This is a genomic window from Agathobaculum sp. LCP25S3_E8 (assembly GCF_052117165.1).
Lineage (GTDB): Bacteria > Bacillota > Clostridia > Oscillospirales > Butyricicoccaceae > Agathobaculum.
In genome coordinates this window covers 1-13,174 of sequence record NZ_JBQKJR010000014.1, presented here as the reverse complement: position 1 = coordinate 13,174, position 13,174 = coordinate 1, and the positions used below count along the sequence as shown (strand labels likewise).

Below are 13,174 nucleotides of genomic sequence, written 5' to 3'. Positions count from 1 at the left end.
GGGCAGACGCAGGATGCAACCGACAATATGCCATCCGGCTCTGCCGATAGGGCAATCAGGAGGAAACCCCATGAGAAAGATCATTACCATCAGCCGGCAGTTCGGCGCGGGCGGCGGCGAGCTGGGTCGGCGCACGGCTGACGCACTGGGCATCCCGCTATACAATAAGGATCTGATCCTTTGCACCGCTAAGGCATCCGCAGGTCTGACCCCTGCACAGGTACGCAAGTGGGATGAGCGCGTGCCGACCAGCTTTGGCCTGACGCAAAGCCTGTTCGACTTCTACAACCGTCCCTTAAGCGACAAGCTGTGGGAGGCGCAGGTCAAGGCCATCCGAGAAATCGCAGACCACGAGAGCTGTGTCATCGTCGGCCGCAACGCGGACTTCATTCTGCGGGAATTTGACCACTGTCTGCGGGTATTCGTCCATGCGGATTTTGAATGGCGCTTTGAACGCATGCGCGGCATGATGGAGGATACCGAACCGGAAAAACTCCGCGCCAACATCAAGGCGGTGGACAAGGCGCGCAGTGCATACTGCACGCATTATACCGGCCGCCACTATGCCGACGCGACAAACTACGATTTGACCCTGTGCACCAGCCTGCTGGGCATCGACTTTGCACTGGAGGAGATTTTGCGGGCGGCGGAACGGGTTTAACCGGCCTTTTTGTCAAAAACAGGCTCTGTGCTTGACTATAGCGTTATTTTACGCTATAATAGCTTTGGCATAATAGGCGATGGTGGTTATGTGCATACTTCCATCGCCTATTCTTTCACTATGACTGATGCACTGCATGCGCGGGGAGAAACGCCATGCGGATGCGGAGGGCAAGAAAAAAGAAAAGGAGAATCACAAGTGAAAAAAGTACTTTCTCTGCTGATGGCGGCCACTCTGGCGCTGGGTCTGGCGGCTTGCGGCGGCAATTCGTCCGGTGGCGACAGCAACGCGGCAAACGACTCGTCTAACGGCGCTTCGGGCGATGAAAAGGTTTGGGTCATTGCATCCGACACCGTGTTCAAGCCCTTTGAATACACCGACGCCTCCGGCAACTTCGTCGGCATCGACGTCGATCTGGTCAAGGCGATCGCAGAAGATCAGGGCTTCCAGTATGAAATCCAGAGCCTCGGCTGGGATGCGGCGCTGGCTGCTTGTCAGGCAGGTCAGGCGGACGGCCTGATCGCTGGTGCTTCCATCACCGATGAGCGTAAGGAAAGCGGCTGGATCTTTTCGGACGGCTACTATCAGACCACCCAGACCATGACCGTTGCAGCAGATTCCGACATCACCGGCTTTGAAGACCTGTCCGGCAAGACGGTTGCCGTTAAGACCGGCACGCAGGGCGCGGCTTACGCCGAGAGCCTGAAGGATCAGTACGGCTTCAACATCACCTACTTTGAGGATTCGCCCACGATGTATCAGGCGGTTCTCGGCGGTCAGACGGTGGCTTGCTTTGAGGACACCCCGGTTATGACGGCTTCCATCAAGGACGGCGATCTGGCGCTCAAGATCCTCGAGGATACCGCAAACGAAGGCCAGCCTTACGGCTTCGCAATCTTCAATCCGGACAATCAGGAACTGATCGACATGTTCAACGCCGGTCTTGCCAACATCAAGGAAAACGGCAAGTACGACGAGATCATCGCCAAGTATCTGGGCTGATCATAGCGGATTAACCTGAATTTTCAGGGGGCACTGGTTGGTTCCGGCGCCCCCTGCTTGATTGAAAGGAGTTCTGACCCATGCTTGCCAAAATTATTTCCACCTATGGGTCGCTGCTGCTGGAAGCAATGGGGCAGACGCTGCTGCTGGCTTTATGCGGCCTGTTTTTTGCCTGTATTTTGGGCTTGATTTTCGGTCTGTTGAGCGTGCTCAGAAGCCGCGTGTGCAATATCATCTCCACAATTTTTGTCGATGTGATTCGCGGCTTGCCCATGATCGTGCTTGCCTTTTTTATCTACTTCGGCATACCGCAGCTTATCAATACCTTTATGGTGGGCACTCGTTTCACCCTGTCGGCTTTGCAGGCCGGTACCATCGCGCTGGCGCTCAACTGCGGCGCATATATGTCGGAAATCATCCGCGCCGGTATCCAGAGCGTGGATAAGGGCCAGATGGAGGCTGCCCGCAGCCTTGGCCTGCCATATTGGAAATCCATGCGCAAGGTTGTGCTGCCGCAGGCTATCCGCACGATGATTCCGTCGATCATCAACCAGTTCATTATCACGCTCAAGGATACCTCGATTCTTTCGGTTATCGGTTTCCCGGAGCTGGTCAACACGGCAAAAAACGTGCAGGCAAACACCATGCGTCCGTTTGAAGTATGGTTCATTGTCGGCATTATGTATCTGGTTGTCATCACCATCCTGTCCCGTTTCGCAAAGGTCATGGAAAGGAGGATCAACCGTGGCAGAGAATAACAAGCAGGCTAAAATTCACGTTTCCCATCTGAAAAAGAACTTTGGGGATCTGGAAGTGCTCAAGGATGTCTCCATTGATATTCACGAGGGCGAGGTTGTCGTCATCCTCGGGCCGTCCGGCAGCGGCAAGTCCACTTTCCTGCGCTGCCTCAACCGCCTAGAGGAGATCACCGGCGGCACAGTCATTGTCGATGGCTACGATATCACCGACAAGCATACCGACATCAACAAGGTGCGCGAAAACGTCGGCATGGTGTTCCAGCTGTTCAATCTGTTCAACAATCTGGACGTCATGGGCAACATGATGCTCGCGCCGACCGAGCTGAAAAAGGCCACCAAGGAAGAGGCGCGTGAAACCGCTATGCGGCTGCTCAAGCGCGTCGGTCTGGCGGATAAGGCGGAAGCCTATCCCGCGCAGCTGTCCGGCGGCCAGAAGCAGCGCGTTGCCATCGCCCGTGCGTTGGCAATGAATCCGGACATCATGCTGTTTGACGAGCCGACCTCCGCGCTCGACCCGGAAATGGTTGGCGAAGTGCTGCAGGTTATGCAAAATCTGGCCAAGGAGGGCATGACGATGGTCGTCGTCACGCACGAGATTGGCTTTGCACGCGAGGTCGCCAGCCGCGTCATCTTCATGGAGGGCGGCTACATCGTCGAGGAAGGCACGCCGGATGAGGTCATCAACCATCCGAAAGAGCCCCGCACGATTGATTTCCTGAGCAAGGTTCTATAAACGGTACTTGAAAATAAAAAGCGGAAGCCCGACGGCTTCCGCTTTTATTTTTGGTTCATATGCGCTCAATCCTCCAGCGCGAGGGACGCTTCCGCGGCCATGAGCAGCAACCGCTGGAATTCCTTGCGTTCGTCGTCTGTCATGTGCTGCGTAATTTGCCCGAAGCACGCTTCAATCTGCTCTTTGATGAACGGATACACCTCCCACGCTTTTTCCGTGGGGTGGATATCATAGGTGCGTTTGTCCTTTGCGTTGGTGGAACGGATGAGAAAGCCGGTTTCCTCCAGCTTTGTAACCGTTTTGGCAATCACACTTTTGTCCAATGACAGCCGCTTGGTGATTTCATCCTGCGTCAAGCCGTCAAAATCGCAGACAATCAGAATGACTACAGCCTGCGCCGCCGTCAAATGGTGGGGGACACAGCCATTATTGAGCCAAATATGCGATTTTCGGTATAAAATAGATATGGCTTTGAACGGGCTGTCCATGATGTAAGGCATAGCACAAGCCTCCCTTCTGCTGGTTGCTATTATAAGCCATTTTAGTGGCAATTGCAACCAGATATTGACGCGGTGTTTTCCTCGTGCTATGCTAATATAGTGGCAATTGCCACTATATATTGACACCCATAAAGGAGCTTTACACACATGGAACAAACAGAAAAAATCTGGAACCGAAAATTTATCCTTCTTTTTATCACCAACCTGCTGGTACTGGCAGCGTTTTATGCATCTATCCCCATTATCCCCATCTATTGTCAGGAAATCGGCATTACCGGCTCGAAAATCGGTATCGTGCTGACCGCCATGTCCGTGGCGACCATTCTGTTTCGTCCGGTTGCGGGCTATTTGCTGGACAACTTTAACCGTTATCACGTCTATCTGCTGTTTCTGGCGCTATTCTGTCTGTCCTTCCCCAGCTTTATCGCGTTCCCGCTATTCGGCGCACTGATTGTCATTCGCCTGTACATGGGCGCGGTATACTCGGTCTGCGGCTCGGCCACCATGACGCTGGCAAGCGATGTGCTGCCCGTCACCAAAATCACCGAGGGCATCAGCCGCTTTGCTTTTACGGTATCCATCGGCATGGCGGTCGGCCCCTATGTCGGCATTCAGGTACAGAACAACATGAGCAGCAAAGCCTCCTTCCTGACGATTTTCGGCATCACCGTAGTCGCTCTGATTTGCGTTGCCTGCTGCCGCATCCGCTATCCCAAGGTAGAACGAAAAAAGTTTGCGTTTAAGGATACCATCCACATTTCTGCACTTCCGTTCATGTTCAACATGATGTTTTTGATGATTCCCTACGGTGCAGTGATTGCCTATTCCTCCATTTTGGCACAGGAAAAGGGCTTAACGCCCTTTCTCCCTTACTTCTATATTTGCCTTGTTGCCGGTATGCTGACCTCTAAATTATCCACGCAAAAGATGATTGACGCCGCCAAGCACCGCGTTTTGGTCTATATCAGCCTGGTAATTCTGATTTGCACGATGGCGAGTTATCTGTTTTTGTCCACCGGCGTGCATATGCTGGTCGCGGGCTATTTCTTCGGACTTGGCTACGGTATTTTGCAGCCACTGTTCCAGTCCTTTGTAACCGGAACCACCCCCGCCCCCAAGCGCGGCGTTGCCAACGCCACCTACATGCTGTCCTATGACGTCGGCATCGGCATCGGCTCACTGCTGATGGGCTGCTTGCAGGAAACCATCGGCCTGCCGACCGGCTTTGCCCTGACTGCTATCGCCTATGTCATTGGCGGCATCATCTATATCATCCATGTGGATGGATATTATCACAGACTGCGACACCATCTGCACCATCATCAGTAAAGCCCTTTGATGATGGACACGCAGGCATCAATCCCCAGCGTTCCGCTGTTGAGGGTAATATCATAATTTTGCGCGTGTCCCCATTTCATATTGGTATAAAACCGATGATAAATCGCGCGGCGCTTATCCTTGTCCTTGAGGCGCTGCTCCGGAGAGGCTTCGCGCTCACCGTATACCTTGACGATGCGCTCGGCACGGAATTTCATATCTGCATGGATGAACACCCGCAGGCAATCCGCTTTATCCCGCAGAATATAGTCCGCACAGCGGCCGACGATGACGCACGGCCCTTTTTCCGCCAGCTCAGTGATGATGTTATACTGAATCGTCCAAAGATAATCCGCGTTATTCAGGCCGGTTGACCGATGAGAAAACGCGGAGGACAGGTATCCGCCGGGCGAGTATTCGCCGGCGTCCTTGATGTAGTTTTCGCTGAACCCGCTTTGCTCTGCAATTTTCTGGAGCAGCTCGCTATCATAGCAGGGAATCCCCAGCTCCTCCGCTACCTTTTTGCCAATCGTGCGGCCGCCGCTGCCAAACTCACGACTGATGGTAATAACTCGGTTTTTCATATCTGATGTCTCCTTCCACTGAACCTATATGTTTGATTGCTCTCCTAATTTATGCCGCTGTCCGGTTCTCTTTTAACTGCTTTCTTTCATAGATGAGCAGAATCAACGAGAACAGGAACGCCAGACCGTCTGCCACCGGACCGGTCCACAGAACACCGACCACGCCGAGGAACATCGGCAGAATGATTGCTGTCGGCACAAAGAAAATGATCTGACGAGACAACGAAAGAATAGCGGATTTTACCGGCTTGCCGATGGCCTGCAGGTAAATCGCCATGACGGTCTGGAAGCCGGTCAGCGGGCAGAACAGCAGGAAAATACGGAACGACAGCACGGCAAACTCATTATACAGCCCTTCCTCCGAACCAAACAGTGAAACCACGCTCATCGGCGCAAACTGGAAAATCAAAAAGGCAATAATGGCCACGATTTCGGATGCAACTACTGCAATATCAAACGCTTTGCGCACGCGCAGGAAATTTTTCGAGCCGTAGTTGTAACCAATGATTGGCTGCGCGCCGGTAGAGATACCGACCAGAATGGAAATCAAAATCTGGTTGACCTTCATCACAATGCCCATCGCCGTCAGCGGGATTTCCGAACCGTAAATGGACTGCGCACCGTACGCAACCAGCAGATTGTTGGACAAAGCCATAACGAATGTAATGGCAATCTGTGTGATAAAACTGCTGATACCAAGACTCAGCACCTTGCCGCAAATCTTGCGCTTGAGCCGGAAAGCAGAAGAGTCGAAGCGGAAGGTCTTAAAATGGAAAATATAGATGGCAGACATGATAAAGGTTGCCACCTGTCCCATAACAGTGGCGATAGCAGCGCCACGAACGCCCATATGAAACACAAAGATAAAAATGGGGTCGAAAACCGTATTGATGACAGCGCCGAGAATCATGGAGAACATGGCATATTTCGGGCTTCCGTCCGCGCGAATCATGGAGTTGAGTGCGGCCGGAATCATCATAAACGGCAAGCCGATACCAATAATATAACCATATTGCAGCGCATAGGTGCGCAGGGCATCGGTTGCGCCGAACAAGTTCAAAATCGGATTGATAAAAATGAGAAAAACAGCCATCAGGACGATACTGACCGCCGCCACCATAATAATGGCGTTGCCCACGCCTTTTTTGGCGCTGTCGATATCGCCTTCACCCAGCTTCAGGCTGAGAAATGCTGCGCCGCCGTCACCAATCATCAGCGAAAGCGCGAGGGCGATGATTGTAATAGGGAATACGACGTTGGTCGCGCCGTTGCCCAGATATCCGACGCCCCAGCCGATAAAAATCTGGTCGACAATGTTGTACAGCGAGTTGACCAGCAGGGAAATGACGCAAGGAATCGCAAATTTCAAAATCAACCGGCCGACCGGTTCGGTTGCAAAAGGACTTTTGCTTGTTGAAACGATTTTTTCCATTCTTGTTCTCTCCTTATTAAGTAACTAGTTACCTATTTGGGCATAAGAGCAGGCAGCGCACCGGAGCGATTTCCTCGGCACACTGCCCGGGGAATTGTATTTTCCTCAACCGGAAGATTTATTCCGCTTCAATATTTTTCAAAAGCATATCCGCCATTTGCTGCAAGGTTTGCTTCTGCTCCTGCGTAAAGTTTTTGCACAGCTCGGACAGGACCTCTTCATCCTGCGCCAAAATCACCCGATGGATGCCGCTTGACTGCTCCGTACAGGTGATTTTTTTATACCTCCGGTCGATTTCGCTAGGAACACACCGGATAAACCCCTTGCTTTCCAGCCGCTGCAGCAGCTTGGTCATGGCAGGATGCGTCACATGCTCAATGCGCTCCAAATCGTTCTGATGGATTTCGCTTTGTCCGGCCGCCTCCAGACGGCTGACCGAACCCAACACCCGCAGCTGCACGGATGTCAGCCCCATGGCGCCGGCTTTTTCATCCAACCGTTTGTGAAAGGCTCGATTGATGATAGCAATTTTCAATCCGAACGGCATCATACCCGGCATGGCTTCCCCTCATTTCAATAAGTAACTAATTACATAATAGGCCGTTTTCCCGTATTTGTCAAGACGGTGCACTAAAGAGACCGAGGCATCCGACTGCCTGCTGCGCATTACTCGCCCAAGGTCGGATGGGATTGCTCATAGGCTTTCCGGATGTCCTCCGGCATTTCCTCCGGCGTTAATGTGCGCAGCCGCTCCTCGTTTCCGTCCTGTATCGCCTGTTCATAATACCAGCACTTGAACCGCAGCATCGCCATCACCTGCTGCAAACGGCTCAGCTCCTCCTCGACGCACTGCTTTTGCCGGCGGAACAGCGCCAGCCGCTCCGGATAGGTGCTGCTGCCCTCCACACACCATTGCATAAACCGTTTGATATCCTTGATTTCCAAACCGGATTTTTTCAGGCAGTCAATCACGCGCAGCGCATCGATTTCCTGCTCGCTGAACTTTCGGATGCCGGAATCCCGGCGCATCCCGGGAAATAATCCCTCTTTATCGTAATACCGCAGCGTCGAAACCGGAATATCAAACATTCTGGATACCTCGCCGATTGTGTGCATTCCTTTTCCACACCTTTCGCAAAAAAACATCTTGATCTAAAGTTAAGTTTAGGTATTACAATTATCCTATCACAGAATATCAACCCCGTCAAAGGAAAAGGAGCAGCGAACATGGAAAATCTGCAATTGGGTACGGAATGGGACAAAACCTTCCCGCGAAACGAACAGGTAGATCACAAGAAAGTCACCTTTCACAATCGATACGGTGTCACACTGGCAGCTGACCTGTACGCGCCGCGCGGCGTAGACGGTCTGCTTCCTGCGCTTGCCGTCAGCGGCCCGTTTGGGGCGGTGAAAGAACAGGCTTCCGGTCTGTACGCGCAGAAAATGGCGGAAAAAGGCTTTCTGACCATCGCCTTTGACCCGTCTTTCACGGGTGAAAGCGGCGGATTCCCGCGCAATGTCGCCTCGCCGGATATCAACACCGAAGATTTTCAGGCGGCAGTCGATTTCCTCTCCGTGCAGGAGAATGTAGACCCCGCTCGCATCGGCATCATCGGCATTTGCGGCTGGGGCGGCATGGCGCTCAACGCGGCGGCAATTGATACACGCATCAAAGCGACGGTCGCTTCCACCATGTACGACATGACCCGTGTCACGGCAAAGGGATATTTCGATGCGGAGGACAGTGAACAAGACCGCTTTGAAAAGCGCAAAGCGCTCTGTGCGCAGCGCACGGCTGACTACAAAAACGGTACCTATGCCCGCGCCGGCGGCGTGGTTGACCCGCTGCCCGCGGATGCGCCCGATTTTGTCAAGGACTACTACGCTTATTATAAGACTGAGTGCGGCTATCATCCCCGCTCTCTCAACTCCAACGACGGATGGAACGTCACCTCATCGCTGTCCTTCCTCAACATGCCGATTCTGCAATACAGTCAGGAAATCCGCAGCGCAGTGCTGGTAATTCACGGCGATAAGGCACATTCCTGCTATTTCAGCCGCGACGCCTATGCCAAGCTGACCGGCGACAATAAGGAACTGATGCTGATTCCCGGTGCCGTGCACACCGATTTGTATGACAATCTGGATGTCATTCCTTTTGACAAAATGGCCGCGTTTTTTAACGAATACCTCAAGTAATCCCTTGAAACATTCGCATAATACAGGAGGTGCGTACCATATGCTTTCCAAACTGATGCTGACCCTGCTCGTCTGCATGGGCATGACCGGATGCGAAACGCCGCCCGCCGCTTCGGACACGCCTGCTGCGCCGTCTGTTTCCGACCCATCGGACGTGCAGCCGCCGGAAGAGGCGGCGGAAGGGGAGAGTGCGTCCGACCAGACCATCATCCTCAACATTAACGGCACGGAAATTCCTGTCCAGTGGGAGGAAAACCGCGCGGTAGAGGATTTAAAAGCGCTGCTGGCGGACGGGGAACTGACCATACAAACCCGAGCCTACGGCGGGTTTGAGCAGGTCGGCACACTGCCCCAGGCCCTCACAGCGGACGATGCCCAAATGACAACCGAGCCGGGGGATATCGTTCTGTATAACAGCAATTCCATCGTGCTTTTCTATGGCTCGAATACATGGAGCTATACCAAGCTCGGGCATATGACCGACTTTGATGCGGCGGCAGACGCGCTTTTGCGCGCGGATAGCATTACGGTTACGCTTTCCCTGACAAAATAAAAAGCCATGGGCAGCCAAAACTGCCCATGGCTTTTTATTTCCGTTTCATTTGCAAATCATCTTGCTAATTTGCAGAAAAAAATACAAGAGTGACGGAATCCTTAAGGACCCGTCACTCCTGTAATTAAAAAGAGAGAAGAAGAAAAGAGAGTATCTAAAATACGTATCAAGCAACCGCCCCTACCAGTTCAGTTGCTCCGGCCGCTGTAAAATCGGCCATATTACTGCGTTTGCGCAGTCAATACAGACTTACCGCGCCAAACGAAATGCCAGTGCATAGCAATCCGGATGATACTCCTGAATCGTGACGCATAAACCATCCGACTCATCCGTGCAAGCAAACTTCACGGTGGGATCTATGGCTTGCAGCGTCCCATGCAGACCCTTCAGCATGACCTTGCTTTCGCCTGCCGGCAGATGATCCATCATGACATACATCATATCATCCTTTGCCGTATAATGGAGGTCAATTCCGCTTTCCGTGGTCTCAGAGAGACGGTCCGCGCATCGCGTACCGTAAATTGCTTCACCGTTGACGCGCAGCCATGCGCCCAGCGCACGCAGGCGCTCTACCTGTTCGGGCGGGATAACACCGTTGGCCATCGGGCCGACGTTAATCAGCAGATTGCCGCCATTGGCCACTGTGCTCACCAACAGGCTCACCAATTCCGCCTTGGACAGCAGATGTCTTTCATCCTCTTCGGTATTGTAGCCAAACGAAAGGCCAATACCGCGGTTCATTTCCCATTTTTCTTCGCGGGTGACTTCGCCAAATTTATATTCACGCGATGCAAAATCCCGAATCAAACCGTTCCAGCGGTCATCAATCACGCCCTCCGGCACTACATTATAATAGTGTGCCAGCAAGTTGGGCAGCATTTCCTCGCCGCGTTTCGGCCAGCCGATGTCATTCCAGAGCACGCTGGGATGATACCGGTCAATCAGTTCCATTACCTGCTTGTATGCATAGTCTGCATATTCATATGTAGGGCAGGCATTGGTGAAATTCTGGGAATCATGGAAAATCGGATCATTGGCAAATCGCCAATCAATGATGCCGGAATAGTAGGCACCCATCTTCATTCCCTGCTCCCGAACCGCTCGCGTCAATTCTCCCATGATATCGCGCTGCGGTCCAATGGCAACTGTGGAATAATCCGTGTATTTGCTCGGGAACAGGCAAAGACCATCATGATGCTTGGTTGTCAGCACCACATATCCAGCTCCTGCTTCGCGGAACAAAGCGGCCCATTCCGCAGGATCCCACTTCTCCGCTTTCCACATATGGGCAAAGTTTTCATATGGGAAGTCCTCTCCCCATACTTTTTTGTGATGCTCCCAAGTCTGTCCCTTGCGCACATTGATCGAATTATAATACCACTCTGCATACGGATTGTTGCAAAACCAGTTTTCGTCCCCGTCAATTTCGCCCAACTGGCAAGTCGGCGGCGCCCACGCAGGAACGGAATATGCGCCCCAATGAACAAAAATACCGAGTTTGCAATCATCATACCAATCCGGGACGGTATGGCTTCGAACTGATTCCCATGTGGCAAAATACTGCTTTTCCATGGTGTCTCCTCCTATTAACCTTTAACTGCACCTGCCGTCATACCGGCAATAATGTATTTCTGAGCGAACAAATATAACAGAATGACCGGCAGCGAAACCATAACCATATCGGCGCAAACCAGATTCCAGCTGCGGTTAAATGTGCCGAAAAAGCTGTAAATCGACAAGGGCAACGTATATTTTGCCGAGGTATTGAGCAAGTACATCGGATATTGGAAGTCATTCCACACCCACATAAAGTTCAAAATACCGGTTGTTGCCGTGACCGGCTTAAGCAGCGGCATGATAATGCGTGCGAACAGCGGAAAGCCGGTACAGCCGTCAATGATAGCAGCCTCATCCAGTTCTCTGGGGATACCAACAATGAAACTGGAAAACAGCATCGAAGTAAACGGCAGATAGATTGCCGCATAGATCAAAACCAGCGAAGTCCGCGTTCCATATATCCCCATCATTTTGAGCATTTCAATGGTCGGCAATGCAGCAAAAGGAGCAATAATACCGAATGTCAGGAACTTGGACACAAAACGGTTGAACCGATTGCGCCGGCGCACTACAATATAGCTCAACATGGAGGAGCACAGCAGGATTAAAATAACGGAAAACACCGTAATATATGTGCTGTTTAGAAACGACTGCAGGATTTTTCCCTTCGTCCAAACTTCCTCATAGTTGGAAATGAGCCATTCCGTGGGGGGCCTGATTGACAGAATGTTGGATTCACCATAGCTCTTAAACGATGTCATCAGCACCATTCCAAGAGGATAAATGATGAGCAGGCTAAACAGCCACAATAAAATCTCCAACAGGATATTTACACTTTTCTTCTCGTGCATTAGTCAACCTCCTCCCATCTGGAACTGAATTTCTGATACGCAATCGCCGCAATGACCAGCAAAATGGTGAATACAAAGTTAATTGCAACCGACTGACCATACCGTCCTTTTGCCATTTCATTCATAATCAATGTGCCAAAGGTTTCCGTATCATGACCCGGTCCGCCCTGCGTCAGAACATAGACCAGATCGAACATTTTCAGGCCGTAAATCAAAGAGTATAGGATGTTAACATTAACCGACGGCATGATCAACGGCAGAATGATGGATTTGAATCGAACCCAACCGGTCGCACCGTCTACCATTGCCGCTTCCATATAGTCACTGGAAATCGACTGAAGGCCCGCCAAGGTAATAACCATGGCGTACCCCAGATTGCGCCAAATCTCCGCAAGATTGATCGTTACCAATGCCGGAATGCGCAAGCCCAGCCACTGCTGTGTCCAGTTTTCCAAACCAACCGCAATCAGCGCCTGATTCACAACGCCCGTATGATAATCAAACAGGGCCGAGAAAATCAGACCGACTACCAAAGCAGAAAAGATTGCAGGAATGAAATATATAGTGCGCAGAATGTTTGTTGTTTTCAGCTTTCTGTTAAGCGCAAGCGCGAACACAAAACCCAGAATTGTAACGCCGATTGTCTTAACGGCAGCAAAAATCATTGTGTTGACAAATGCTAAGGACAAAGATCGGTTTTCAAACACTTCAACAAAGTTTTGAATACCAACAAAATTCAAATCAGTGGTATATTGGTTCCAGTCTGTAAACGCATACAGGTAACCCACTGTAGATGGCAGTACAAAGAATACTAAAAAAATCGCCAGTGGCAAAATCAGCATATACGAAGGATATACCTTTTTGAGATTCATGATTTTTCGCCTCTTTCAAGAATGCGAGGGCAAAAGCCCTCGCATCAGTCTGTCGAGAAACCCGGCCTATGCGTCAGGCATAAGCCGGGTTTCTGGCGTATAAAGGCCAAAAAAGTACAAACATGAATGGAGAAGACTTCTCCTTCCACAACCAA

At 51.5% G+C, this 13,174-nt stretch carries 15 protein-coding genes; 7 read left to right on the top strand and 8 right to left on the bottom strand.

The features are described from left to right. Positions 1 to 70 precede the first annotated feature (70 nt). The 4 genes from ACTQ34_RS07045 to ACTQ34_RS07030 all read left to right on the top strand — a co-directional run bounded on the left by ACTQ34_RS07045 (position 71) and on the right by ACTQ34_RS07030 (position 3,154). The gene (locus ACTQ34_RS07045) at positions 71 to 661 is read left to right on the top strand and encodes an AAA family ATPase (RefSeq protein WP_441363158.1); all 591 of its coding nucleotides are present in this window, start codon (positions 71 to 73) and stop codon (positions 659 to 661) included. Between the two features lie 198 nt (positions 662 to 859). Continuing rightward, complete coding sequence (locus ACTQ34_RS07040; RefSeq protein WP_441363157.1) at positions 860 to 1,663, top strand: transporter substrate-binding domain-containing protein; 804 nt, start codon at positions 860 to 862, stop codon at positions 1,661 to 1,663. An 80-nt stretch (positions 1,664 to 1,743) separates the two neighbouring features. Next, positions 1,744 to 2,421, top strand: coding sequence for an amino acid ABC transporter permease (locus ACTQ34_RS07035; protein ID WP_302664953.1), 678 nt, complete (start codon positions 1,744 to 1,746; stop codon positions 2,419 to 2,421). Further along, the gene (locus tag ACTQ34_RS07030; protein WP_441363156.1) at positions 2,408 to 3,154 is read left to right on the top strand and encodes an amino acid ABC transporter ATP-binding protein; all 747 of its coding nucleotides are present in this window, start codon (positions 2,408 to 2,410) and stop codon (positions 3,152 to 3,154) included. The genes ACTQ34_RS07035 and ACTQ34_RS07030 overlap by 14 nt, the downstream gene beginning before the upstream one ends. 65 nt (positions 3,155 to 3,219) lie before the next feature. Here the strand turns inward: ACTQ34_RS07030 and ACTQ34_RS07025 are convergent, their stop codons facing one another. After that, entirely contained in the window at positions 3,220 to 3,654 is a 435-nt protein-coding gene (locus tag ACTQ34_RS07025; RefSeq protein WP_441363155.1) for a MarR family winged helix-turn-helix transcriptional regulator, read from the bottom strand. A 147-nt stretch (positions 3,655 to 3,801) separates the two neighbouring features. Here ACTQ34_RS07025 and ACTQ34_RS07020 point away from each other — a divergent pair, with 147 nt between their 5' ends. Further along, positions 3,802 to 4,983, top strand: a complete 1,182-nt coding sequence (locus tag ACTQ34_RS07020) for an MFS transporter (protein ID WP_441363154.1) — start codon at positions 3,802 to 3,804, stop codon at positions 4,981 to 4,983. Here the strand turns inward: ACTQ34_RS07020 and ACTQ34_RS07015 are convergent. The 4 genes from ACTQ34_RS07015 to ACTQ34_RS07000 form a co-directional block, all read right to left on the bottom strand. Continuing rightward, positions 4,977 to 5,555: an AAA family ATPase gene (locus tag ACTQ34_RS07015; RefSeq protein ID WP_441363153.1), complete on the bottom strand. Its 579-nt coding sequence runs from the start codon at positions 5,553 to 5,555 to the stop codon at positions 4,977 to 4,979. The genes ACTQ34_RS07020 and ACTQ34_RS07015 overlap by 7 nt on opposite strands. A 49-nt stretch (positions 5,556 to 5,604) precedes the next feature. Continuing rightward, complete coding sequence (locus tag ACTQ34_RS07010; RefSeq protein WP_441363152.1) at positions 5,605 to 6,987, bottom strand: MATE family efflux transporter; 1,383 nt, start codon at positions 6,985 to 6,987, stop codon at positions 5,605 to 5,607. A 118-nt stretch (positions 6,988 to 7,105) separates the two neighbouring features. Beyond that, positions 7,106 to 7,546, bottom strand: coding sequence for a MarR family winged helix-turn-helix transcriptional regulator (locus tag ACTQ34_RS07005; protein ID WP_441363151.1), 441 nt, complete (start codon positions 7,544 to 7,546; stop codon positions 7,106 to 7,108). A 107-nt stretch (positions 7,547 to 7,653) separates the two neighbouring features. Further along, positions 7,654 to 8,103, bottom strand: coding sequence for a MerR family transcriptional regulator (locus tag ACTQ34_RS07000; RefSeq protein ID WP_441363150.1), 450 nt, complete (start codon positions 8,101 to 8,103; stop codon positions 7,654 to 7,656). Positions 8,104 to 8,214: 111 nt separating this feature from the next. On the opposite strand from ACTQ34_RS07000, the gene ACTQ34_RS06995 reads away from it, so the two are divergent. Both ACTQ34_RS06995 and ACTQ34_RS06990 read left to right on the top strand, forming a co-directional pair. Further along, positions 8,215 to 9,186 carry an alpha/beta hydrolase gene (locus tag ACTQ34_RS06995; protein ID WP_441363149.1) on the top strand — a complete coding sequence of 324 codons (972 nt, stop codon included), beginning with the start codon at positions 8,215 to 8,217 and terminating at the stop codon, positions 9,184 to 9,186. 40 nt (positions 9,187 to 9,226) lie between these two features. After that, the gene (locus tag ACTQ34_RS06990) at positions 9,227 to 9,739 is read left to right on the top strand and encodes a cyclophilin-like fold protein (protein ID WP_441363148.1); all 513 of its coding nucleotides are present in this window, start codon (positions 9,227 to 9,229) and stop codon (positions 9,737 to 9,739) included. A 249-nt stretch (positions 9,740 to 9,988) separates the two neighbouring features. Here the strand turns inward: ACTQ34_RS06990 and ACTQ34_RS06985 are convergent, their stop codons facing one another. Genes ACTQ34_RS06985 through ACTQ34_RS06975 form a run of 3 tightly spaced genes read right to left on the bottom strand, consistent with a single transcriptional unit; the run spans position 9,989 to position 13,019 of the window. Further along, complete coding sequence (locus ACTQ34_RS06985) at positions 9,989 to 11,311, bottom strand: alpha-L-fucosidase (RefSeq protein WP_441363147.1); 1,323 nt, start codon at positions 11,309 to 11,311, stop codon at positions 9,989 to 9,991. A 14-nt stretch (positions 11,312 to 11,325) separates the two neighbouring features. Further along, a complete protein-coding gene (locus ACTQ34_RS06980; RefSeq protein ID WP_441363146.1) occupies positions 11,326 to 12,147 on the bottom strand; it encodes a carbohydrate ABC transporter permease in 822 nt (273 codons plus the stop codon). Beyond that, positions 12,147 to 13,019 carry a carbohydrate ABC transporter permease gene (locus ACTQ34_RS06975; RefSeq protein WP_441363145.1) on the bottom strand — a complete coding sequence of 291 codons (873 nt, stop codon included), beginning with the start codon at positions 13,017 to 13,019 and terminating at the stop codon, positions 12,147 to 12,149. Before ACTQ34_RS06975 ends, ACTQ34_RS06980 begins: the two co-directional genes overlap by 1 nt. Positions 13,020 to 13,174 lie beyond the last annotated feature (155 nt).

What these genes read in the sequence shown, in the direction of transcription:
- ACTQ34_RS07045 (WP_441363158.1), top strand. Translation starts at nt 71, where the DNA reads ATGAGAAAGATCATTACCATCAGCCGGCAGTTCGGCGCGGGCGGCGGC.
- ACTQ34_RS07035 (WP_302664953.1), top strand. Translation starts at nt 1,744, where the DNA reads ATGCTTGCCAAAATTATTTCCACCTATGGGTCGCTGCTGCTGGAAGCA.
- ACTQ34_RS07025 (WP_441363155.1), bottom strand. Translation starts at nt 3,654, where the DNA reads ATGCCTTACATCATGGACAGCCCGTTCAAAGCCATATCTATTTTATAC.
- ACTQ34_RS07020 (WP_441363154.1), top strand. Translation starts at nt 3,802, where the DNA reads ATGGAACAAACAGAAAAAATCTGGAACCGAAAATTTATCCTTCTTTTT.
- ACTQ34_RS07015 (WP_441363153.1), bottom strand. Translation starts at nt 5,555, where the DNA reads ATGAAAAACCGAGTTATTACCATCAGTCGTGAGTTTGGCAGCGGCGGC.
- ACTQ34_RS07010 (WP_441363152.1), bottom strand. Translation starts at nt 6,987, where the DNA reads ATGGAAAAAATCGTTTCAACAAGCAAAAGTCCTTTTGCAACCGAACCG.
- ACTQ34_RS07005 (WP_441363151.1), bottom strand. Translation starts at nt 7,546, where the DNA reads ATGCCGGGTATGATGCCGTTCGGATTGAAAATTGCTATCATCAATCGA.
- ACTQ34_RS07000 (WP_441363150.1), bottom strand. Translation starts at nt 8,103, where the DNA reads ATGCACACAATCGGCGAGGTATCCAGAATGTTTGATATTCCGGTTTCG.
- ACTQ34_RS06995 (WP_441363149.1), top strand. Translation starts at nt 8,215, where the DNA reads ATGGAAAATCTGCAATTGGGTACGGAATGGGACAAAACCTTCCCGCGA.
- ACTQ34_RS06990 (WP_441363148.1), top strand. Translation starts at nt 9,227, where the DNA reads ATGCTTTCCAAACTGATGCTGACCCTGCTCGTCTGCATGGGCATGACC.
- ACTQ34_RS06985 (WP_441363147.1), bottom strand. Translation starts at nt 11,311, where the DNA reads ATGGAAAAGCAGTATTTTGCCACATGGGAATCAGTTCGAAGCCATACC.
- ACTQ34_RS06980 (WP_441363146.1), bottom strand. Translation starts at nt 12,147, where the DNA reads ATGCACGAGAAGAAAAGTGTAAATATCCTGTTGGAGATTTTATTGTGG.
- ACTQ34_RS06975 (WP_441363145.1), bottom strand. Translation starts at nt 13,019, where the DNA reads ATGAATCTCAAAAAGGTATATCCTTCGTATATGCTGATTTTGCCACTG.